This is a genomic window from Streptomyces sp. NPDC008313 (assembly GCF_042956125.1).
Lineage (GTDB): Bacteria > Actinomycetota > Actinomycetes > Streptomycetales > Streptomycetaceae > Streptomyces.
The window spans coordinates 190,059-210,191 of sequence record NZ_JBIBFR010000001.1; the positions used below are offsets into that span (position 1 = coordinate 190,059).

The following is a 20,133-nucleotide window of genomic DNA, read 5'->3' on the forward strand; positions in this document are numbered from 1 at the left end:
AAATGAGGGGTTTTTTGTTGGGGCCCCTTGGGGGCTGCGACCCGGATGCTTCACTTGTCGACCGCTATGGCGCTCATCCGGTGCCGACCGCACTCATTTGATCATCCGACTCGCTCGCCCATCTGTCCAGAGGGCCTCACACCTGAGCGGAGTGAGCATCGCCACTCCCCCGTCCCGCCCGGCGCGGTCCCGTCCGAGTCCCCCGTGAGACGATGGCCACTCATCGGCCTTTTCCGGGCACGTACTGATACGTAACTTACGGTTCCGTAGGTACGATGGCCGGCATGACTGCGCCCGTCCCCGACGCGCCCATGGATCCGCCGACCACCGGCGACGGCCCCGTCGCGCTCTCCCTGCCGCACCCGGTCAAGCCCAAGCTCCGCGGCTGGCTGCACGCGGGAATGTTCCCCGCGGTGGTCATCGCCGGGCTGGTCCTCACCGCCCTCGCGGACTCCTCCCGGGCCCGCGTCGCCTGCGGGATCTACGCGCTCACCGCCTGCCTCCTGTTCGGCGTGAGCGCGCTGTACCACCGCGGCACCTGGGGCCCCCGCGCCGACGGAGTGCTGCGCAGGCTCGACCACGCGAACATCTTCCTGATCATCGCGGGCACCTACACGCCTCTGACCATGCTGCTGCTCCCCGACTCCAAGGGGCGGATGCTCCTGTGGGGCGTATGGGCCGCCGCGGGCGCGGGCATCGCCTTCCGGGTGTTCTGGGTCGGGGCGCCCCGCTGGCTCTACACGCCCTGCTACATCGCGATGGGCTGGGCCGCCGTGTTCTTCCTGCCCGACTTCATGCGAGCAGGCGGCATCGCCGTCCTGGTCCTGGTGATCGTCGGCGGACTGCTCTACAGCGCGGGCGGTGTGATCTACGGGATCAAGCGACCGAACCCCTCCCCCGCGTGGTTCGGCTTCCACGAGGTCTTCCACTCCCTGACCCTCGCCGCCTTCGTCGCGCACTACGTCGGCATCTCCCTGGTCGCCTACCAGCACGCCTGACAGCCGCCCCCGGACACGGCCCCGGCCCGGCCCGGCATGACATCCTGGCCGGGTGAACGGACCGGAGATCCATGTCGAGTTCGCCCCCGAGCTGGGGGTGTTCGTCCCCCAGGGACGGCTGGGCGCGGCCGGCGGGGTCGTCACCGACGGCTCCTCCACGCTCGGCCACGCCGTCGAGTCCCTGGGCGTGCCGCTGACCGAGGTCGGCGCGCTCCTCGTGGACGGACGGGAGGTGGCCGTCTCCCACATCCCGGCGGCGGGCGAATCCGTCCGTGTGCTGCCCGTCCGGCGTCCGCAGTCGGTGCCCGGGGCGCCGCTGCGCTTCCTCCTCGACGTCCACCTCGGCACCCTCGCCCGCCGGCTGCGCCTGCTGGGCGTCGACACGGCGTACGAGTCCACCGACATCGGCGATCCGGCCCTCGCCACCCGCTCGGCCGCCGAGCGGCGGGTCCTGCTCAGCCGCGACCGCGGTCTGCTGCGCCGCCGGGAACTGTGGGCCGGAGCGTTCGTCTACAGCACCCGGCCCGAGGAGCAGCTCCAGGACGTACTGAGCAGGTTCGCGCCCGAGCTGCGGCCCTGGACCCGCTGCACCGCCTGCAACGGCCTGCTCAGGCAGGCCACGAAGGACGAGGTGGCCGACCAGCTCGCCGGCGGCACCCAGCGCTCGTACGACGTGTTCGCCCGGTGCGCCGACTGCGGCCGCGCCTACTGGCGCGGAGCGCACCACGACCACCTGGAGGCGATCGTGGCGCGGGCGCTGAACGCCTCCGGCACGAACCCCGCGCCCTGAGAACAGCGGGAACACGTGGTCAGCGGCGCCCGACGTCCCCCTTCCCGCAGGCCCTGCCGTCGCCGTCGGGGTCCAGGCGCAGCGGGTCGTCGCCGCCGTTGACCTCCAGACGGCCGTAGTCGTGGGCGTCGAGCCAGGCGCAGCGGGCCGCGGCCGACTTCTTCACGCCCCGAGGGAAGACCGTGGGCACGCACACGTTGGCCGAGCCGTAGTGCCGGTCGCAGCCGGAGACCGTCGGGCTGACCTTCTGGGAGGTCCGCCGCTTGCCGGGCTTCGCCACGGCACCCCCGGGAGCGTCGGCGAAGGAGTGGACGTGCGCGGACGCGGTGTCCCGGGCCAGGGCGGAGTGGCCCTGGAGGTGCACCCACTCGGCGACGGACGGCACACCGTTCGCGTCGACCGCGAAGAGCATGTACCACCCGGGCGGCGCGAGGTCCGGGTTGCTCGTCACGTTCAGGTCGACGTTGTTCCCGTCGACGGACAGCGGCAGGTCGACGAACCGCTGGTTGGGGTCGGAGGAGTGCGTCACCGCGGCCGGGCGGATCAGCTCCGCCTTGGCGACGGGCCGGTCGACGGTGATCCGCTGCGTGTCGCCGTACACCCACTCCTTGTCGATCACCGAGGTGATCCTCGGCCGGGGGCCCTTGAGGAGGTAGGGCGGGGTGTAAATGGAGACGTCGTGGTTCCAGGTGCCGTTGCCCGGATTGTCGCCGGTCGCCATCACCCGGCCGTCGGGCAGCAGGAACGCGGACGAGTGGTAGCCGCGCGCCTCCGGGTCGGCGGCCACGGGGTCGAACACCGAGGTCGCCGGGTCGAAGAGGGACGACTCGAAGACGGGGTTCGCGCGGTTGTGCAGCGCCCCGCCCGTCTCCAGCACCTTGCCGTCGGGCAGCAGCACCGCGGAGACGTACATCTTGCCCTGGCCGCCGGTCTCGGGGACCTGTCCGACGCCGAGGTCGACGGTGCCCTGCGGCAGCGGAGGCCCGGCGGTGTACGCGGGGTCGGCGGCCTTCAGGTCGATGATGTCCGTGAGCCGGTTCGCGTCCGGGTTGGAGTCGATGTTGCCGCCGCCGAGGGTGAGGACCCGCTGGTCCTGGGCCGGGGGCAGCAGCACGCTCGCGGACTGGTCGCGTTCGTCCTTGTTCCGCAGTCCCGGGATCGCCGTGACGGTGCCCGCGTCGTAGTCGTAGACCGCCGAGCCGGTGCCCGGGGTGCCGTTGCCGAAGACATGGCTGCCGGAGTAGAACAGCCGGCCGTCCTGCATCAGGATCATCGACGGGTACAGCCCCCAGTACGACCAGGTCTGGTTGACCTGCCACAGCGGCAGCCACTTCTGCTCGGCGGCCGAGAAGCGCTCGGCGGTCACCGAGCCCGTCGAGTCCTCGCGCAGCCCGCCGAAGCTGATCACGTCACCGTTGCCGAGTTCCGTGGCCGACGGGTACCAGTGGCCGTCGTTCAGGTCGTTGGTCCTGCTGTACGTCTCGGTGGCCGGGTCGAAGACGTACGACTCCTTGAACCCCTCGTACCCGTGCCCTCCGGCGACCGGGTACGCCTGGTTGCCGCTCATCACGAGCACGCGCCCGTCGGAGAGCTGGACGTGGCCCGCGCAGAACATGTCCTTGGGCGTGGGGATCTGATGGTACGTACCGTTCTCAGGGTCGTAGACCGCCGAGGTGAACGTGCCCGCCTCGAACATCTCCTCGCTGTTCCCGGAGCCCGCGATGAGCAGCACCTTGCCGTTGTCGAGCACGACCGAGTGCATGGAGCGGACCGGATTCTGGACCGGCAGCACGTCCCAGCGGCCGTCGGCGCACTCCTGGGCCGTCCCGGTGCACACCGGGTCCGGCACCGGATCGGCGACCTGCTCCATCGTGTAGTCGTCGGTGGTCGCCGACCCCGTGCCGTACACGGACACACCCCAGGCGATGCGGTCGGTGCCCGCCGGGACCTCGGGTGTGCGGACGCTCGCCTCGGCCCAGTCCGCGCTCGTCTGCAGCGTCTTGAGGTCGGTCCAGTACTGCCAGCCCGTCGTGGCGTCGTGCCGGAAGACGGTGACCGCCGCGTCGGGCGTGGTCGTCCTGTACCAGAGCCCGAGGTCGTACTGCTTGCCCTCGGTGACCACCGGCGCGCAGTCCGCGGACTCGGTGACCAGCGCCTTGCGGTCGCCGTCGACGCGACGGGTCAGCTCGACCTTCATGGCCCGGGACCCGGAGTGGGCGTCCGCGACCGTGGAGAAGGTGAAGTCGTTGTCGCCCCAGCCGGACTTCTCCCAGCAGTACGGCATCCCGTCCGTGCCGTCCGTCTCGAAGCCCGGGTTCTTGACGAGATTGGCGGCGGACGCGGGCTGCGGCGCGGTCAGCAGCAGGCCGGCCGTCAGCGCGCCCACGCCCAGCAGGGCCGTTCTCCTGCGGCGGGCGGCCGCGTCGTGTCTTACGCGCGCGGTGTTCACGGCGTTCTCCTTCCGGTACGGCACTTGCGGGGGAGGTAGACGAGCGCCTCGGTTCCGGCGAAGCGCAGGACGAAGGTCGTCACGAGGGCCAGCGCGGTGGCGGACAGCGCGCCCATCCCCAGCGACCCGACCAGCAGCGCGATCAGCGGGATGCGCAGCACCAGGTCGGCGTTGGCGAGCAGCGCGAACCGGCCCGCGCGGTCCCACCAGCGCCGGTGCCTGCGCCGCTCGCGGAAGAGCAGATGCTCGATGAGCAGCAGGTTCCAGACGACCCCGAACTGGTTGGCGAGGATCTCGGCGGGCAGATAGTGCATCCCGGCGGTGGTGAGCGCGTACAGGCCGAGCAGGTTCGGTACGAAGCCGGTGGCGCCGATCAGTCCGAAGGCCACCATGCGGGCGAGCGGCGAGGCGGTGCGCAGCCCGGCGAGGTGGCGCAGGAAGCGCAGCCCCTCCCGGGCGGTCGACTTGGACTCGCCCGCGTACCGGTCCTGGAAGACGAAGGGCACCTCGGTGACCTCGCGGGGGCGGTCGCGGACGGCGAGTTCGAGGAGGATCTTGTAGCCGAGCGGCTGGAGGGCGTCCGCGGTCACCGCGCTGCGGCGGATCGCGAAGAAGCCGCTCATCGGGTCGCTGATGCCGCTGAGCCGGCGCGGGAACAGCGCCTTGGCCAGCCAGGTCGCCGCGCGGGAGACGGCGACGCGGTAGCCGCCCGCGAGACCGGCGCGGCTGCCGCCCTCGATGTACCGGCTGGCGACGACGAGTTCGGCCGGGGCGCGCTCCCCGGCGGCCACCAGCTCCGGCACGAGGGACGGCGGGTGCTGGAGGTCGCCGTCCATGACGACGACCCAGTCGGAGGCCGCCGCCCGCAGTCCCTCGACGACCGCGCCGCCGAGCCCGCCGTCCGGGGTGTCCCGGTGCAGCACGGTCACGGGGAACGGGCAGTCCTGCGCGGCCTCGGCGATCACCTCGGGGGTGTCGTCCGTGGAGTCGTCCACGAAGACGACCTCGCAGGGCAGCCGGGCGGGCACCGACTCGGTGACGCGGCGCAGCAGTTCCCTGATGTTCGCCGACTCGTTGAAGGTCGGGACGACGATGGTCACGGCGCCGGGCTCGGGGACCTCGGCCGCGCGGGACACCGGGTCGCCGAGTTCGCCGGGGCCGCCCAGCTCGTCGGGGACCGTGCTCTCGTAGCCGCTCATCGGGCGCCTCCGCTGTTCTCGTCGCTCACGCCTGCCGCCCCGCTGCCGTGGTCGTCCGCGGGGTCCTCGACCCTGCGGATCTCGATGCGGTCCTCGCCGGAGCCGAAGGTGGCGACCGGCGTCGAATGCCTCATGGCCGCGCGGACGTCGGGCAGGTCGGCCGCGTCGCGCCGTACCGTCGGGGAGGCGACGACGTAGTCCAGGTCGCGCCAGCCGCGCGGCATCGTCCTCGTCACCGCCGGGTCCAGGTCCGCCTTGTAGAACCAGATGACGCCGAGCCCGGGGCGGTAGCCCTCGTGGACCAGGTCGAGCCAGAGGGCGTCGTCGACCAGGACCCGGGTGTGCGCCGGGTCCTCCACCTCCCTGCCGAGCCAGGCCGATGCGGCCCGGTAGGGGGCGTTGGCGTCCGCGGTCACGGCGGTGCGGTTCCCGTCGTACCAGCGGGGCAGGACGTACCCGGCCGAGGCCGCGACGAGCGCGGCCGCCACGGCCCACCGCGCCGCGGTGACGTACCGGTTCTCGCCGCCGCGCCGCCGCCGCAGCACGCCGTGCGCGACGCTCGCGGTGCCGCCGGCGAGGACCAGGGCGAGGAAGGGCAGCGCCTGGATGACGTACATCGCCGGGAGGTAGCCGCCGGGGCGCATGGCCACCAGGGCGAGCAGCGCCACGGTGAGCGCGGGGCCGGCCAGCGCGCGGGCGGTCACCGACCAGCGCCGGGTGCCGAGGAGCAGCAGGGCGCCCGCGAGGCCGCCGAGGGGCAGGACGCGGTCGTAGTACAGCCAGGACCGCAGCACGCCGTGCGAACCGGTGCCCGGGTCGAGGATGAATCCGGAGCCGGGGCGGCTCATCTGGTAGACGACGCCGTCCCAGAGGGAGACGTGCCCCGGGCCGGGGAACAGTTCGCCCTTGAGCAGGGCGAACAGCGGGTAGCAGAGGCCGATCAGCGCGCAGGCGGTCACGGCCCCGGTGAGCGCGAACTTCCGGGTGTCGCGGTGGCCGTGGCGCCACATGGTGACGACGAGCGCGGGCAGGACGACCAGCATCGTCTCCTTGGTGAGGACGCCCGCGGCGGCCGCGACGCCCGCGCCGAAGTGGTGCCAGAGGTGACGGCTCGGGGACGCGGCCAGGCAGAACGCCAGCAGCGTCCACATCACGGCGAGGTTGTCCAGGAAGATCTCGCGCTGCAGGACGACCGACAGCGGGGAGAGGCCGAAGAGGGCCATGGCCAGTCCGGCGGCCCAGCGCGGCAGCGACAGCCGGCGCGCCAGGACGTACACGAGGACCGCGCTGACGGCGCCGACCGGCAGCATCGCGATCCGCATGGAGCCGACGGCCATCAGGGACGGGTCGAGGCGGGCGGGGACCCAGGTCAGCGCGGCGATCTGGATCCAGCCGAGCGGCGGGTGGTCGTACCAGTAGGTGTAGTGGGCGAGGCCCTTGCCCTGCTGCACGGCCCAGGCCTGGGCGAGGTAGGTGCCCTCGTCGTCGCTGAGCGTCGGATAGTCGGTGATGTTCCAGCCCTGGACGACGAGGATCGCCACGAGGAGCACCCCGCACAGGATCAGGTCGGGGTGGGAGCGGCGCAGCCGCAGCGGCTCACCGGAGGCGGCCGAGGCGTTCTCGGGTGCACGACTCCGCTGCGCGGGGACCGTGGGCGCGGTCGCCGCGGGAAGGGTTGAGGTCACGCGGGAATGTCCTCTCGGGCCTGTGCGGCGACGCGTGCGGTGCCGGTGTCGCCACCGGCGAGGTGCGCGCCGACGTGGCTGGTCAGCTCCCAGTCGTTGCGGCCGCGCTGCTCGCGCCAGACCGCACGGACGGCGGCCCCCGCGAGGAGCACCTGGTAGAAGGGGCCGCCGACGACGAGCTTCAGATAGTGGCCGAGGCGGACACGGAGTCCGTACTGCCTGCCGAAGTCGTGCAGACCGACGATCTCGAAGACGAACGTCACGAGCGCGGTGACCGCCGGCAGGAAGGTGACGAAGGCGATCGAGACGGGCACGTCGACGAAGAGCGCGATGGCCACGTTGAGCGGGATGACGACACCGGAGACCGCCTGGAGGAACGGCGTCATCAGCGTGTAGCGGGCGAGCAGCCGCCGGCCGAGTCCCGGCAGCTGCTTCCAGTCCTTCTTCCGGTAGACCTGGAGGAAGCCCTGGTTCCACCGGGTCCGCTGCTTGAGCAGCGACATCAGGCTGCCGGGTGTCTCCTCGCGGGTCACCATGTCGGAGTCGTAGGCGACGACGACCTTCCTGCCCCGGCTGGAGAGGCGGACGCCGAGGTCGCAGTCCTCGGCGAGGCAGTCGGGGTCCCAGCCGCCGGCGTCGCGCAGCACGTCCGTGCGGACGAAGACGGTGTTGCCGCCGAGCGGGATGAACCCCTTCTGCGCGTGCAGGTGGAGCCGGGAGCGGAACCAGAAGAAGTACTCCAGGCAGTTGCGCAGGCTGTACCAGCTGGAGTGGAAGTTGATGAGCTGCACGCCCCCCTGCACCACGTCCGCACCGGTGGCCCTGAACGCGTGGTCGACGTGCGCGAGGAGTTCCGGGTGGACCTGGTCCTCGGCGTCGAAGACCCCGACGACGTCACCGCGGCAGTGCGGCAGCGCGGTGTTCATGGCCTTGGGCTTGTTCTTCTTCTCGTGGGTGTCGACGACGACGCGTACGCGCGGGTCGCGGGCCTCGGCCCGCCGGGCCACCTCGGTGGTCTCCGGGTCGTCGTGCCCCACGATGACGATGATCTCGAAGTCGGTGTGGCCGGACTCCAGCAGCCGCCGGATCGTGTGGTCGAGCACGGCCTGTTCGTGCCGTGCGGGCAGCAGCAGCGAGAAGGACAGCCCTCCGTCACCGTCCGGTCTGCTGAAGCGGGTGGAGGCCAGCACCTCGGGCGTGCGCCACGCGTGCATCTGCCACCACAGAGTGAAGGCGGCCACCCAGAAGAGCGCCAATGAGACGGCGACGACGAAGACAGACGTCAGCAAGAAAGATCCCCCCAGATCCCCGAACCCCCGGTCGCGGCGAAGTAGTTGAACCGTCGCCGCGTCACCGTGCAGACAGTAGGGGGGAACGGTGAAGACGGGGAGTCTTCGGATAACAAGCGTGTTTCCTCGCTTGCCGCCGACTCACTGAACAATGGGCACAGATGCCATGTATCGCCACCGGGCGGCAGACCGTCCTGCCTGCTCAGCGCCGTCCGCGGCCCCGGACGGCCGCGCACGGGCGCCCGGGGCCGGGTGAAGGAGCACAGGCCCCGCGCACGGGGGGCCCTGGGGGCGCGCACAGCCGGAGGTCTCCCCTCCATCGCGTCGCGCGCCCGTCCACGGGGACGCCGCACGCCTTCCGGGGCGGCGGCGCGGGCCCCTCAGACGCCGTGCGGGCCGCCGCCGAGGGCCGTCCGCAGGTGCTCCCGGTCGGTCGTCGGGGCGTCGCAGGTGAAGCCCCGGCACACGTACGCGGCGGGGCGGCCGTCGACCAGCGGGCGGCCCGCGAGCAGCGGCAGTTCCCCGCTGTCGGGGGTGCCCGCGGCGACGACGGCACCCGGCGCCGTGCCCAGCAGCGCCGTGCGGTGCAGGGCCTCGGTCGCGGGGTCGCCCTCCGGGCCGACGACGGCGACCTCGCGGGGCCCGTCCAGGAGCGCCTCGGCGACAGCGAGCCCCCAGCCGGTGAAGCGGGGGGCGCGCGGGCCGAGCGCCTTCACCACGCCCGACGCCCGCTCCGCGGCGGTCCGGTGGGGCTCGGAAGCGGTCTGCGCGGCATAGCCGAGCAGGGCGCCGGCGGCCGCGCTCCAGCCGGAGGGCGTGGCGTTGTCGGTGGGGTCCTGAGGGCGCCGGATGAGCCGCTCGGCGTCGGCCGCGGTGTCGTAGAGGGCCCCCGACTCCGCGTCGGTGAACTGGCCGAGGACATGGTCGAGCAGGAACCCGGCGAACTCCAGCCAGACGCCCTCCCCGGTGACCGAGGTGAGCGCGAGGAAGCCCTCGGCGACGTCCGCGTAGTCCTCCAGCACACCGGCGTTCGCCCCGGCGCGGCCGTCCTTGCTGGTACGGGTGAGCCGGGCGCGGTCGTCCAGGTGGACGCGTACGAGGAGGTCGGCGGCGGCGATCGCGGCGTCCACCAGGTCGGGGCGCCCGAAGTAGGCGCCGGTCTCGGCGAGCGCGGCGACCGCCAGGCCGTTCCAGGCGGCGACCACCTTGTCGTCCCGCCCGGGGGCCGGCCGCGTGGCCCGGCTCGCCAGCAGCCGCTCGCGGATCCCGGCGATCCGCTCCGCGTCCGCCACGCCCTCGTCCCGCGGCCGCTGCAGCACGGAGAAGCCCTCCTCGAAGGTGCCCTCCTCGGTCACCCCGAAGTGCTGGGCGGCCAGTCGGGCGTCCTCGTCCCCGAGGACCTCGCGCAGCCGGGCGGGCGTCCACACGTAGTACGCGCCCTCGACGTGGCGGCCCGTGCCGTCGTCGCTGTCGGCGTCCAGCGCGGAGGCGAAACCTCCCTGCTCCGTGCGCAGTTCGCGGACCATGAAATCGGCGGTCTCCAGAGCCACCCGGCGCGCCAGGTCCGAACCGGTGGCACGCCACAGGTGCGCGTACACCCTGCACAGGAGGGCGTTGTCGTACAGCATCTTCTCGAAGTGGGGCACGACCCAGTCGCGGTCCACCGAGTAGCGCGCGAAGCCGCCGCCGAGCTGGTCGTAGATGCCGCCGCGCGCCATCCGTTCGCAGGTGTCCGCGGCCATCTGGAGGGCGCCCTCGGAACCCGTGCGGGCGTGGTGGCGCAGCAGGAACTCGAGCACCATGGACGGCGGGAACTTGGGCGCGCCGCCGAATCCGCCGCGCCGGTCGTCGTAGTCGCGGGTGAGTCCGAGGAGTGCCTGGGCGAGATCCTCCTCGCCGGGGACCCGGGTGTCGCCGTAGACGAGTTCACGGCCCGCGAGGTCCCGCACGATCTTCCCCGCGACCTCGGCGACCTCGTCGCGCCGGCCGGTCCAGGCGGCGCCCACACCTTCGAGGACCTGCCGGAAGGACGGCATCCCGTGGCGGGCCTCGGGCGGGAAGTAGGTGCCGAAGTAGAACGGCTCGGCGTCCGGGGTGAGGAACACCGTCATGGGCCAGCCGCCCTGCCCGGTGGCCGCCTGCACCGCTTCCATGTACACGGCGTCGACGTCGGGCCGCTCCTCGCGGTCGACCTTGACGCTCACGAAGTGCTCGTTGAGGTAGCCGGCCGTCGCCTCGTCCTCGAAGGACTCGTGGGCCATGACGTGGCACCAGTGGCAGCTGGAATAGCCGACGCTCAGCAGGACGGGCACGCCGCGCCTGCGGGCCTCCTCGAAGGCCTCGGCCGACCAGGGCCACCAGTCGACGGGGTTGTCGGCGTGCTGGAGGAGGTATGGGGACGTCTCATGGGCCAGTCGGTTCGGCATGGCCCCATCCTGACGCACGGCACCCCGTCGACCGCGAAGGCACCGTGATGATCCGTCCGGCGCCCTCGCGCGGACGGCCCGTACGCAGGACACTCGTAGCTCACGTGTCGTACCGGAGGGGGACGGGACATGCGGGAGAGCCACCGGGCGGAGGCCGAGCGCCTGTTGGCCCGGGCCGTCGAGGAGGAGGTGCGGCGTTCGGGCGGCCGCGCCGACGGGAGTGTGCTGCTGTCGCGGGCGCGCGGCGCGCTCGACGGGATGGCCCGCGCGGCCGAGGAGGAGTACGCGGCGTACACGCGGGCGCTGGACGAGGCGGCGGCCGGGCAGCCGACGTTCGGCCGGCGGTACGCGCGGGCGGGCGGCGGCACGTCCCTGCTGGTGGCGTCGGTCGCCGCGGTCGCGGCGTGCGTGGCGGACCTGGCGCTCGGCACCGGGCCGGGCACGGCGCTCGGCGCGGGCGCGGCGGCCGGCGTGGCGGGTGCGGCGGCGACCGTGGCGAGGGTGACCGCCTCGCACGTACCGGCGGCGAGCCGCCGGGCCGGTGCTTTGAACCAGCCGGGCGGTCCCGAGCAGCTGCGGCTGCAGTGGCTGACGGCCCTCGACGTGCGGGGCATCCGTCCCTTCCTCGACCAGCAGCGGGTGCTGTCCGCGACGACCGGTGCGAAGAAGGGCTCGGCGCAGCTGCGCCGCACCGACAAGAGCGCGGCGGCACGCCGGCGCAGCGTCCTGGAGCAGTCGTTCGGGCAACTCCCGGCGGCCGACGGCCCGTTCGTGGGGCGGCGGACGGAGCTGGGGCGGATCGCGCGGTGGGTGCAGGCGGCGCGGGCGAGCACCGGGACGAAGCCGGTGGTGGTGGTGCTGCACGGGGCGCCCGGTTCGGGGCGCACGTCGCTGGCGGTGCGGGCGGCGCACGGGCTGCGTGACCAGTTCCGGGGGGCCTGCGTGGTGGACCTGCGCGGGGACAGCGCCCAGGAGCCGCCGCTGTCCACCCGTGACGCGCTGCTGCACCTGCTGAACCGGCTCGGCGCGCCGCGTGAGCAGCTGCTGTTCCGTGAGCGTTCCTCGCAGGACCAGCAGGCCGGGCGGTTGAGCGAGCTGTACCACCAGCATCTGACGGGGCTGCCGGTCACGGTCGTGCTCGACGACGCCTCCGACGCGGAGCAGGTGCGCGAGCTGGTCCCGGAGCGGTCGGAGAGCCTGGTGCTGGTGACCGCGCGCGAGCCCCTCGGCCTCCCGGCGGACTTTCCGGCGTGGGTGCATCAGCTGCCCGTGGAACCGCTGGACGCGGCGGGCGCCGAGGAGCTGCTGAACGCCTCGGCCGAGGATCCGTCGGGCCCCTACGACGCGGAGTCGTCCGAGCGGACACGGGAGCTGTGCGGCGGGCTGCCGCTGGCCCTGCGGATCGCGGGTTCCGCGCTGGGCCCGCGCACCCCGCACCGGCTGGCGTCGGACCTCGCGGCGTACGGTCCGGTGGAGCCGGTCGAGCGGGCGCTGTGGCTGCGCTACAGCGACCAGTCGGAGGCGGCGCGGCGGCTGCTGCGCAGGCTGGCGCTGGCCGGGCGGGCGTCGCTGGGCGCGGCGGCGGCCGCGTCGCTGCTGGCGACGGACGAGCAGGAGGCCCGCCGGTATCTGACCGCGCTGGCGCGGGCGGGGCTCGTCGACCATGTCCGCGGCAGCCGCTACCGGCTGCACGACCTCGTGCGGGTGTTCGCGCAGGCGCGGCTGCTGGACGAGGAGGAGCCGGCCGAGCGCACGGCGGCGCAGGAGCGTCTGATCGTGAACTACGCGGAGCTGGCGGACTCGGTGATCCGGCTGGTGGACGGCAGGACGTCGACGCGGGCGGACACGTCGTTCCAGTCGAGCGCGGTCGGCCCGCACGGTTTCACGTCGCTGGACGCGGCGCTGCGCTGGCTGGACGACGAGTCGAGTTTCATCACGGCGGCGCTGCGGCACGCGGAGGGCATCGACCGGGCGGCGGTGCTGAACCTGCTGGGCGCGCTGTGCGACTACTGCCTGCTCCGCGGCGACCTGTACCGGCTCGGTGAGATCAGCGAGCTGACGCAGGCGGTCGGCCAGGGGCTGCTGATGCGCTCGGTGCAGTGGCGTACGGGCATCGCGGCCCGTCAGCTGGGCGAGCTGGACACGGCGCGCACGACGCTGTCGTCGGTGGTCGGCCTGTACTTCGAGGCGCACCACGACGCGGGCGCCGCGCGGGCGCTGTGCTCGCTCGGGATCACCCTGCACCACCAGGGCCGGCTCACGGAGGCGGCGGACAGGCTGCAGGAGGCCATGGACCTGCAGTCCTCGCCCGCGCTGGCGGCGGACCGTGCCTGGACGATGCACGCGCTGGCGGCGGTGGAGCGCGACCGGGCCCGGCTGGCGAGGGCCCTGGACCTGCTGACCGAGGCGCTGGTGCTGCACCGGGAGGGCGAGTCGGTGCACGGGGAGGCGTGGGCGCACTTCCAGCTCGGTCAGCTGAACCTCAGGATGGGCGACGTACCGCGGGCGGAGTCGGAGCTGCGGCAGGCCCTCGACCTGTACGGCCGGACCCGCGACGCGCGCGGCGAGGCGTGGGCGCTGACGCAGCTGGCCCGCGCCCGGCTGGTCGACGGCGCCGCGTCCGCGGCGGTGGACGCGCTGCGGCAGGCGGTCTCCCGGCACCGTGACAACGAGGACGCGCGGGGAGAGGCGTGGACGGTGTACTACCTCGGCCAGGCGCTGGAGGAGACCGGCGCCCTGGACCAGGCGGTGCGCGAGCTGGAGCGGTCGCGGACGATGTTCTCGCGGATCCGGGACGTGTACGGGCTGGCGTGCGCGCGGCACCACTCGGCGCGCGCGACCCGGGACCAGCGGGCGGCGCGGACCGGGTCGCTGCGCAACTCGGGGTTCGCCCGTCAGCTCCTGATGGACGCCCGCGCCGACTTCCAGCGCATCGGCGTCGCTCACGGCGAGGCGTGGACGTGCCTGGAGCTCGCGGTGGTGGACGCGGGCAACGCGCGCGGGCAGCAGGCGCTCGCCCTGTGCGACGAGGCGGTCGGTCTGTTCACCTCGTACGGGGACCGGCGGGGCGAGGACTGGGCGCGTTTCCTGCGGTGCACGCTGCTGCCGTACGCGGCGGCGGGCGGCTTCGAGATCGGCACGGCGGTCGCCCAGGAGGAACTGCGCCTGCTCTCCCGCGCCGGCCACCCGGCCCGCGACCCCAAGCTCGAGGACTGCATGGACGCCTACCAGCTCCTTCTGGAGCGCGGCGTCGACCTGGACGCCGGCTGGCAGGCCTGGCGTCTGGGCATGGTCCCGGGCCGGTACGCCCGGGAGGTCATGGGGGTGCCGGTACCGGCGGCCCGCTGAGGCCACGGGCGGCGTGGCCTCTCCGGTCGGTGCGGACGTCGCCCTCCGCACCGGACCCGGAGGGCCCTCACCTGTTCAAGCACCCGGCACGCGCACCAACGTCCCGGGACAGCACATCTAGGGCCTGGCGGCCGGCTTCGCGGGGGTGTCCGCCCTGTCGTCCGGGGCCTCCTCGAAGTCCACCTTCCGCATCTGCTTGCTCATGGACTTCATCAGCCCCCACACCGCCAGGGCCATCACCGCGAAGACGATGAAGCCGAGGACGCCGGGGGTGACCTTGTTCTCGTCGACCTCCTTGGCGAGGGGGACGAGGTACGTCGTTGCCAGGCTTGCGCTCGCGCTCATGTCAGCCATTGTCGCGGATGCCCGCGAAGAGGTCGTCCTCGGGGAGGGAGGTGTCGACGAGGGACTTGGCGAGCTCGTACTCCTCGGTCGGCCAGACCTCCTTCTGGATCTCCATGGGGACCTTGAACCAGCCGCCCTCGGGGTCGATCTGTGTGGCGTGCGCGATCAGCGCCCGGTCCCGGGTCTCGTAGAAGTCGGCGCACGGGACGTGTGTCGTCAGCGTCCGCTCGACGCGCTCGAACTCGTCCCAGCGCTTCAGCCAGTCCCCGTACGGCGACTCCATGCCCCGGTCCAGCAGGGCGTGGTGCAGCGCTTCGGTGCGCGGCCGGTTGAAGCCCTGGTTGTAGTAGAGCTTCTGCGGCTGGAACGCCGGGCCGAACTCGGACTCCGGGTACTTCTCCGTGTCCGCCGCGCCATCGAACGCCACCATGGAGATCTTGTGGGTCATGATGTGGTCGGGGTGCGGGTAGCCGCCGTTCTCGTCGTAGGTGGTGATCACCTGCGGGCGGAAGGAGCGGACGGAGCGCACCAGGCGGCCGGCCGCCTTGTCCACGTCCTCCAGGGCGAAGCAGCCCTCGGGCAGCGGGGGCAGCGGGTCGCCCTCGGGGAGTCCGGAGTCCACGAAGCCGAGCCACTCCTGCTCGACCCCGAGAACCGCGCGGGCCTCGTCCATCTCCTTCTTGCGGACCTCGTGGATGTTCTCCTCGATGTACGCGTCGCCCTGCAGCTTGGGGTTGAGGATGGAGCCGCGCTCCCCGCCCGTGCAGGTCACCACCAGCACGTCCACCCCCTCGGACACGTACTTCGCCATGGTGGCCGCGCCCTTGCTCGACTCGTCGTCGGGGTGGGCGTGCACTGCCATCAGTCGCAGCTGGTCAGTCAAGACTCGATCCTCAGTAAGTCGTCACGTGGGCGCCCGGCGTGAATCGGCGTTCTGGGCGGCTTCTATAGTGACCGAATCGGGGGGCGAATAATTCCGGGCCCCGTCCCGGAACCCCTTCCGGGACTCCGTCCCGGGCCGCTTCCGAGAGGACGATCATGAGTACGGCGAGCACGCAGCTGCCCGAGGGCCGGTACGGCCGCTCCGCGGACGAGCGCGCCGACCGCAAGCTCAGGATCGTCGGGGCGGTGCTGGGCGCCGTCCTGCTCGCCCTGGTCGGCTGGTTCGGCTACCACTACGTGGCCGGCAGCGGGATCAGCGGCCAGGTGATCACCTTCAGCGCCTCGGACGACGCGGTCAGGGTGCATCTGGAGGTGCACAAGGACGCGGACGTCCACGGGTACTGCACGGTCCGCTCGCAGAGCGCCGACGGCACCGAGGTGGGGCGCGCGGACTTCCGGTTCGACCAGGACGCCTCACGCGTCGACAAGGTCGTGACCCTCCGTACGACGTCGAGGGGCAGCACGGCGGAGCTGCTCGGCTGTCACGCCGACGGCTGACCTGCGGCGACGTAATTCTGATGCCATATGTCCTCCCCCTTGAGCCCCTGAATTGTTAGGCTCGTGGTTTCGCCCACCCGAGAAGGAACATTCTTCTGGGTAGGGCGATGCTTTGTATTCCCAGTACCTACGAGGAGCACCTGTGACCCAGACCAGCGAGAACGTCACCTGGCTGACCCAGGAGGCGTACAACAAGCTCAGGGACGAGCTTGAGTACCTGTCTGGTCCTGCGCGCACGGAGATCGCCGCCAAGATCGCGGCCGCGCGCGAGGAGGGCGACCTGCGCGAGAACGGCGGGTACCACGCGGCCAAGGAGGAGCAGGGCAAGCAGGAGCTCCGTGTGCGCCAGCTGACCCAGCTCCTGGAGAACGCGAAGGTCGGCGAGGCCCCGGCGGCGGACGGTGTGGTGGCGCCCGGCATGGTCGTCACCATCGCCTTCGACGGCGACGAGGACGACACGCTCGACTTCCTGCTCGCCTCCCGCGAGTACGCGAGCGCGGACATCGAGACGTACTCTCCGCAGTCGCCGCTCGGCTCGGGTGTGAACGGCAAGAAGGTCGGCGAGGACGCCCGGTACGAACTGCCGAACGGCAAGCTCGCCTCGGTGAAGATCCTCAAGGCCGTGCCCTACCAGGGCTGAGCCTCACGGCACACGAGCGAGGCCCCCGGCTCCTGGCCGGGGGCCTCGTTCGTGCCGTGCGGCCGCCTCAGACGGTCGCCGAGCGGTACTTGCGCACCGCGAGGGTCCTGAAGACGAGGACGATCAGGACCGAGTAGATCAGCGACGCCCACACCGGGTGGGCCATCGGCCAGGCGTCCGACGGCGACACCCCGGGGTTGCCGAACAGCTTGCGGCAGGCCTGCACCGTGGCGCTGAACGGGTTCCACTCGGCGATGTGCCGCAGCCAGGGCGTCATGTTGCTGGAGTCCACGAAGGCGTTCGAGATGAACGTCACCGGGAACAGCCAGATCAGCCCGCCGGACGTGGCCGCCTCGGGCGTCCGTACGGAGAGGCCGATCAGGGCGCCGATCCAGGTGAACGCGTATCCGAGCAGGAGCAGCAGACCGAAGGCGCCGAGCACCTTGCCGATGTTGGTGTCCCCGTCGGAGCCGACGCGCCAGCCGACCAGCAGGGCCACGACGGCCAGCACGAGCAGGGTCAGCGCGGTCTGCACGAGGTCGGCGAGGGTGCGGCCGGTCAGCACCGCGCCGCGCGCCATGGGCAGCGAGCGGAAGCGGTCGATGAGCCCCTTGTGCATGTCGTCGGCGATGCCCGCGCCGGCTCCCGCGGTGGCGAAGGTGACGGTCTGCGCGAAGATGCCCGCCATCAGGAAGTTGCGGTAGTCGGTGGAGCTGGTGCTGCCGCCGATCTGCATGGAGCCGCCGAAGACGTAGCTGAACAGCACCACGAACATGATCGGCTGGATCAGTCCGAAGATCACCATCTCGGGGATCCGGGACATCCTGATCAGATTGCGCTTCGCGACGACGAGGGAGTCGCGGACGGACTGGCCGAGGGGGCCTGCGGGCGCCGTGCTCCGCACGGCGTCGGTGGCGGTACTCACTTGGCGGCCTCCTTCTTCCTGTTCCTGGATCCCTTGCTGTCGTCCGCCGCGCCGTCGCCGCCGTTCTCGTCCTTGGCCTCGGCGAGGTGGCCGGTCAGGGACAGGAAGACGTCGTCGAGCGTGGGGCGGCGCAGCCCGATGTCGTCGATCTCGATACCGCGGCCGTCCAGCTCGCGGATGACCTCGGCGAGCAGCTTGGCGCCGCCGGTCACGGGGACGGTGAGCTTGCGGGTGTGGTCCTGGACGGTGGTCTCGCCCTTGCCGAAGCCGCGCAGCACCTCGGAGGCGGTGGCGATGTGCTCGCGGTCGTGCACCACGACCTCGACCCGCTCCCCTCCGGTCTGCGCCTTGAGCTGGTCGGAGGTGCCGCGGGCGATGACGCGGCCGTGGTCGACGACGCAGATGTCGTGCGCCAGGTGGTCGGCCTCCTCCAGGTACTGCGTGGTCAGCAGCAGTGTCGTGCCTCCGGAGACCAGCTGCTCGATGACCTCCCACAGCTGCTGGCGGTTGCGTGGGTCGAGGCCGGTCGTCGGCTCGTCCATGAACATCACCGGCGGTGAGACGACGAGCGCCGCGGCGAGGTCGAGCCGTCGGCGCATGCCGCCCGAGTAGGTCTTGGCGGGGCGGTCGGCGGCGTCCGCGAGGTTGAACTGCTCCAGCAGCTCGCCGGCCCGCGCCTTCGCCGCCCTGGCCCGCATCTGATAGAGCTGGCCGACCATCTGGAGGTTCTCGCGGCCGGTCAGGTACTCGTCGACGGCGGCGAACTGGCCGGAGAGGCCGACCCGGCGCCGGACCTCGTCGGGGTCCTTGAGGACGTCGACACCGGCCACGACGGCCTTGCCGCTGTCGGGCCGCAACAGCGTCGTCAGACAGCGGACGGCGGTGGTCTTGCCCGCGCCGTTCGGCCCGAGCAGGCCCAGCACGGTGCCCTCGGGGACATCGAGATCGACGCCGTCCAGAGCCCTTACGTCGCCGAAGGTCTTCACCAGGCCTTCGGCGTAGATGGCGCCCGGCATGAGGTCTCCCAAAATGGTTGGGGTTTTCCTGTGGGAAGAGCTTATTTTTGCCACATCCGACTCGCCCGGCGGTGAGGTGCCGCCCGTGCCCTCCGGCCGACCGGTGCGGTCCTGGGCGCGCCACCTCGGCCACGGGCGAGCCTGTGACGAGACACACACCATAACGCGATGTATCGCGTTTCACAACGGGTTTTCGCCATCCCGGGCACCGAAAGAGACGGCGGGGTCCCCGACCTGCGGCGCCTCAGTCGATGACCTTGTAACCCGCCTCGCGCAGCGCCCGGTTCACCTCGGCGCAGTGCGCCGGCCCCTTCGTCTCCAGGTGCAGCTCGACCTCCACCTCCGTGAGCCCCAGCCGCGGATCGGTGCGTACGTGGCTCACGTCGAGGACATTGGCGTCGGCCACCGACAGCACCCCGAGCAGCGTGGCCAGGGCGCCGGGGCGGTCCGTCAGCCGCAGCGTGACCGCCAGATAGCGCCCGGCGGCGGATAGGCCGTGGCGCAGGATGCGCTGCATCAGCAGCGGGTCGACGTTGCCCCCGGACAGCACCGCCACCACCGGCCCCTCGAAGGCGCCCGGCTCCCGCAGCAGCGCGGCGACGGGGCTCGCGCCGGCCGGTTCGACGACCTGCTTGGCCCGCTCGAGGCACAGCAGCAGCGCGCGGGAGAGATTGTCCTCCGAGACCGTGCGGACCTCGTCGACCAGGCGCTCGATGAGCCCGAACGTCACGTCTCCGGGCCGCCCGACCTTGATGCCGTCGGCCATCGTCGCCGGGTTGTCCACCGACACCGGACGCCCCGCCGCGAGCGAGGGCGGGTACGCGGCCGCGCCCGCCGCCTGCACCCCGACGATCCGCACGTCCGGCCGGATCGCCTTGACGGCGACCGCGATGCCCGCGGCCAGCCCCCCGCCGCCGATCCCGACGACGATCGTGCGCACCTCCGGGCACTGCTCCAGGATCTCCAGGCCGAGCGTCCCCTGCCCCGCGATGATGTCGGGGTGGTCGAAGGGGTGGATGAACACCGCGCCCGTCCCGGCCGCGTACTCCTGCGCGGCGGCCAGCGTCTCGTCGACCACCGTCCCGTGCAGGCGCACCTCCGCGCCGTACTCACGGGTCGCCGCGATCTTCGGCAGCGGGGCCCCGGTCGGCATGAAGACGGTGGAGCGCACGCCGAGCAGGGACGAGGCCAGCGCGACACCCTGCGCGTGGTTGCCCGCGCTCGCCGCGACGACCCCCGCCGCACGCTCCTCGGGCAGCAGCCCGGCGATACGGACGTAGGCGCCGCGCAGCTTGAACGAACCCGTCCGCTGGAGGTTCTCGCACTTCAGGTGCACCGGGGAACCCACGAGCTGGGACAGGTGCCGGCTGCCCTCCATCGCGGTCGTCCGCGCCACGCCGCTGAGCATCTTCTGTGCTCCGCGCACGTCGTCGAGGGTCACCGTGGGCAAGGAGTCGACCGTGCTGTGCCTCATGGCCACAGTCTCGCAGTTTCCCGCCCGGCGGGGACGGCGTGACCATGGTGCGAGACCGGCCCCGGACCGGTTTCGGCAGCCCCGGTACGGGCCGCGCCCCGGCCGCGTA

14 protein-coding genes and 1 pseudogene are annotated in these 20,133 nt (G+C 72.4%); 5 read left to right on the forward strand and 10 right to left on the reverse strand.

Annotated elements, in window-relative coordinates:
- Window positions 1–284: 284 nt before the first annotated feature.
- A complete protein-coding gene (locus ACFY93_RS00865) occupies window positions 285–998 on the forward strand; it encodes a hemolysin III family protein (protein ID WP_391352380.1) in 714 nt (237 codons plus the stop codon).
- Window positions 999–1,050: 52 nt separating this feature from the next.
- Complete coding sequence (locus tag ACFY93_RS00870; RefSeq protein ID WP_391352381.1) at window positions 1,051–1,788, forward strand: Mut7-C RNAse domain-containing protein; 738 nt, start codon at window positions 1,051–1,053, stop codon at window positions 1,786–1,788.
- 19 nt (window positions 1,789–1,807) lie between these two features.
- On the opposite strand, the gene ACFY93_RS00875 is transcribed toward ACFY93_RS00870, so the two are convergent.
- The 5 genes from ACFY93_RS00875 to ACFY93_RS00895 all read right to left on the reverse strand — a co-directional run bounded on the left by ACFY93_RS00875 (window position 1,808) and on the right by ACFY93_RS00895 (window position 10,836).
- Window positions 1,808–4,174, reverse strand: a complete 2,367-nt coding sequence (locus tag ACFY93_RS00875; RefSeq protein WP_391352946.1) for a galactose oxidase-like domain-containing protein — start codon at window positions 4,172–4,174, stop codon at window positions 1,808–1,810.
- A 59-nt stretch (window positions 4,175–4,233) separates the two neighbouring features.
- On the reverse strand, window positions 4,234–5,436 hold the full coding sequence (locus tag ACFY93_RS00880; protein ID WP_391352383.1) for a glycosyltransferase: 1,203 nt from the start codon (window positions 5,434–5,436) through the stop codon (window positions 4,234–4,236).
- Entirely contained in the window at window positions 5,433–7,121 is a 1,689-nt protein-coding gene (locus tag ACFY93_RS00885; protein ID WP_391352385.1) for a phospholipid carrier-dependent glycosyltransferase, read from the reverse strand. Before ACFY93_RS00885 ends, ACFY93_RS00880 begins: the two co-directional genes overlap by 4 nt.
- Window positions 7,118–8,410: a glycosyltransferase gene (locus tag ACFY93_RS00890; RefSeq protein WP_391352387.1), complete on the reverse strand. Its 1,293-nt coding sequence runs from the start codon at window positions 8,408–8,410 to the stop codon at window positions 7,118–7,120. The genes ACFY93_RS00885 and ACFY93_RS00890 overlap by 4 nt, the downstream gene beginning before the upstream one ends.
- Before the next feature lie 380 nt (window positions 8,411–8,790).
- Window positions 8,791–10,836, reverse strand: a complete 2,046-nt coding sequence (locus tag ACFY93_RS00895) for a DUF255 domain-containing protein (RefSeq protein ID WP_391352388.1) — start codon at window positions 10,834–10,836, stop codon at window positions 8,791–8,793.
- 129 nt (window positions 10,837–10,965) lie between these two features.
- Between ACFY93_RS00895 and ACFY93_RS00900 the strand changes: the two genes are divergently transcribed.
- Complete coding sequence (locus tag ACFY93_RS00900) at window positions 10,966–14,184, forward strand: tetratricopeptide repeat protein (protein WP_391352390.1); 3,219 nt, start codon at window positions 10,966–10,968, stop codon at window positions 14,182–14,184.
- 117 nt (window positions 14,185–14,301) lie between these two features.
- Here the strand turns inward: ACFY93_RS00900 and ACFY93_RS00905 are convergent, their stop codons facing one another.
- Together ACFY93_RS00905 and mca are read right to left on the reverse strand one after the other, a co-directional pair.
- Window positions 14,302–14,538, reverse strand: a complete 237-nt coding sequence (locus tag ACFY93_RS00905; protein ID WP_391352391.1) for a hypothetical protein — start codon at window positions 14,536–14,538, stop codon at window positions 14,302–14,304.
- A complete protein-coding gene (mca, locus tag ACFY93_RS00910) occupies window positions 14,531–15,412 on the reverse strand; it encodes a mycothiol conjugate amidase Mca (RefSeq protein WP_391352393.1) in 882 nt (293 codons plus the stop codon). Before mca ends, ACFY93_RS00905 begins: the two co-directional genes overlap by 8 nt.
- Window positions 15,413–15,567: 155 nt before the next feature.
- Here mca and ACFY93_RS00915 point away from each other — a divergent pair, with 155 nt between their 5' ends.
- Complete coding sequence (locus ACFY93_RS00915; protein WP_391352394.1) at window positions 15,568–15,969, forward strand: DUF4307 domain-containing protein; 402 nt, start codon at window positions 15,568–15,570, stop codon at window positions 15,967–15,969.
- A gap of 142 nt (window positions 15,970–16,111) precedes the next feature.
- A complete protein-coding gene (gene greA, locus ACFY93_RS00920; RefSeq protein ID WP_391352396.1) occupies window positions 16,112–16,609 on the forward strand; it encodes a transcription elongation factor GreA in 498 nt (165 codons plus the stop codon).
- Between the two features lie 67 nt (window positions 16,610–16,676).
- Here the strand turns inward: greA and ACFY93_RS00925 are convergent, their stop codons facing one another.
- The 3 genes and pseudogenes from ACFY93_RS00925 to ilvA form a co-directional block, all read right to left on the reverse strand.
- Entirely contained in the window at window positions 16,677–17,534 is an 858-nt protein-coding gene (locus ACFY93_RS00925; RefSeq protein WP_391352398.1) for an ABC transporter permease, read from the reverse strand.
- Between the two features lie 149 nt (window positions 17,535–17,683).
- Window positions 17,684–18,712, reverse strand: a pseudogene (locus ACFY93_RS00930) (ATP-binding cassette domain-containing protein); the annotation flags it as partial.
- 82 nt (window positions 18,713–18,794) lie between these two features.
- On the reverse strand, window positions 18,795–20,024 hold the full coding sequence (ilvA, locus tag ACFY93_RS00935) for a threonine ammonia-lyase (RefSeq protein ID WP_391352400.1): 1,230 nt from the start codon (window positions 20,022–20,024) through the stop codon (window positions 18,795–18,797).
- Window positions 20,025–20,133 lie beyond the last annotated feature (109 nt).

Excerpts from the sequence above, each read along its gene's own strand:
- ACFY93_RS00865 (WP_391352380.1), top strand. The coding sequence starts at position 285 with ATGACTGCGCCCGTCCCCGACGCGCCCATGGATCCGCCGACCACCGGC.
- ACFY93_RS00895 (WP_391352388.1), bottom strand. The coding sequence starts at position 10,836 with ATGCCGAACCGACTGGCCCATGAGACGTCCCCATACCTCCTCCAGCAC.
- ilvA (WP_391352400.1), bottom strand. The coding sequence starts at position 20,024 with ATGAGGCACAGCACGGTCGACTCCTTGCCCACGGTGACCCTCGACGAC.
- ACFY93_RS00915 (WP_391352394.1), top strand. The coding sequence starts at position 15,568 with ATGAGTACGGCGAGCACGCAGCTGCCCGAGGGCCGGTACGGCCGCTCC.
- ACFY93_RS00905 (WP_391352391.1), bottom strand. The coding sequence starts at position 14,538 with ATGGCTGACATGAGCGCGAGCGCAAGCCTGGCAACGACGTACCTCGTC.
- ACFY93_RS00900 (WP_391352390.1), top strand. The coding sequence starts at position 10,966 with ATGCGGGAGAGCCACCGGGCGGAGGCCGAGCGCCTGTTGGCCCGGGCC.
- ACFY93_RS00880 (WP_391352383.1), bottom strand. The coding sequence starts at position 5,436 with ATGAGCGGCTACGAGAGCACGGTCCCCGACGAGCTGGGCGGCCCCGGC.